At 31.0% G+C, this 507-nt stretch carries 1 pseudogene; it reads left to right on the top strand.

What is annotated here, in order from left to right:
- Window positions 1-25 precede the first annotated feature (25 nt).
- Window positions 26-507 (top strand): annotated as a pseudogene (locus KPL54_RS25895) (hypothetical protein); the annotation flags it as partial.

The raw sequence follows: 507 nt of genomic DNA, 5'->3' as shown, positions 1-507 counted from the left end.
AATTGAAGACAAAGGAGATTACTTTTTGTTTAAGCCATCTTATAAACTATTTAAAGATGAAAGTCAAATTAATTATTCTAAGGCAAATGGAGTTGTAGGCTATGATATAAACTATGACCATATTGCATGGAGTGAAACTGATTGCATCGGCAACCTATTAGACTTTGGCACTATACATTTTAATATAGCAAATAAAACTTCAGGGCAAATTTCAAAAAATTTAGAAAAGAGTGCCTTAGGGCTTGTTCAAATAGCCAGGGATAAAAATAAACCACTTGCTGGTGAGGATATTAAAAACATCAGTAAATCTAAACTAACTTATGGGAATACTAAACGAAATATGAAAATCAGTATGTTCGCTCATAAAAAAATCATTGAAGCAATCAGTTCCAGGGCTTTTAAAGAAAATTTAGCCTTATTTTATGTAAATCCAGCATACACTAGCCAAATGGGTAAAATAAAATATATGAAAGCTAAAGGAATATCTATTCATGTATCCGCGGCATT

Origin of the sequence: Clostridium estertheticum, assembly GCF_018861295.1 — a bacterium.
Classification (GTDB): domain Bacteria; phylum Bacillota; class Clostridia; order Clostridiales; family Clostridiaceae; genus Clostridium_AD; species Clostridium_AD estertheticum_D.
The sequence above is the reverse complement of the archived record's forward strand: the minus strand, read 5'-3'. Positions and strand labels throughout refer to the sequence as shown.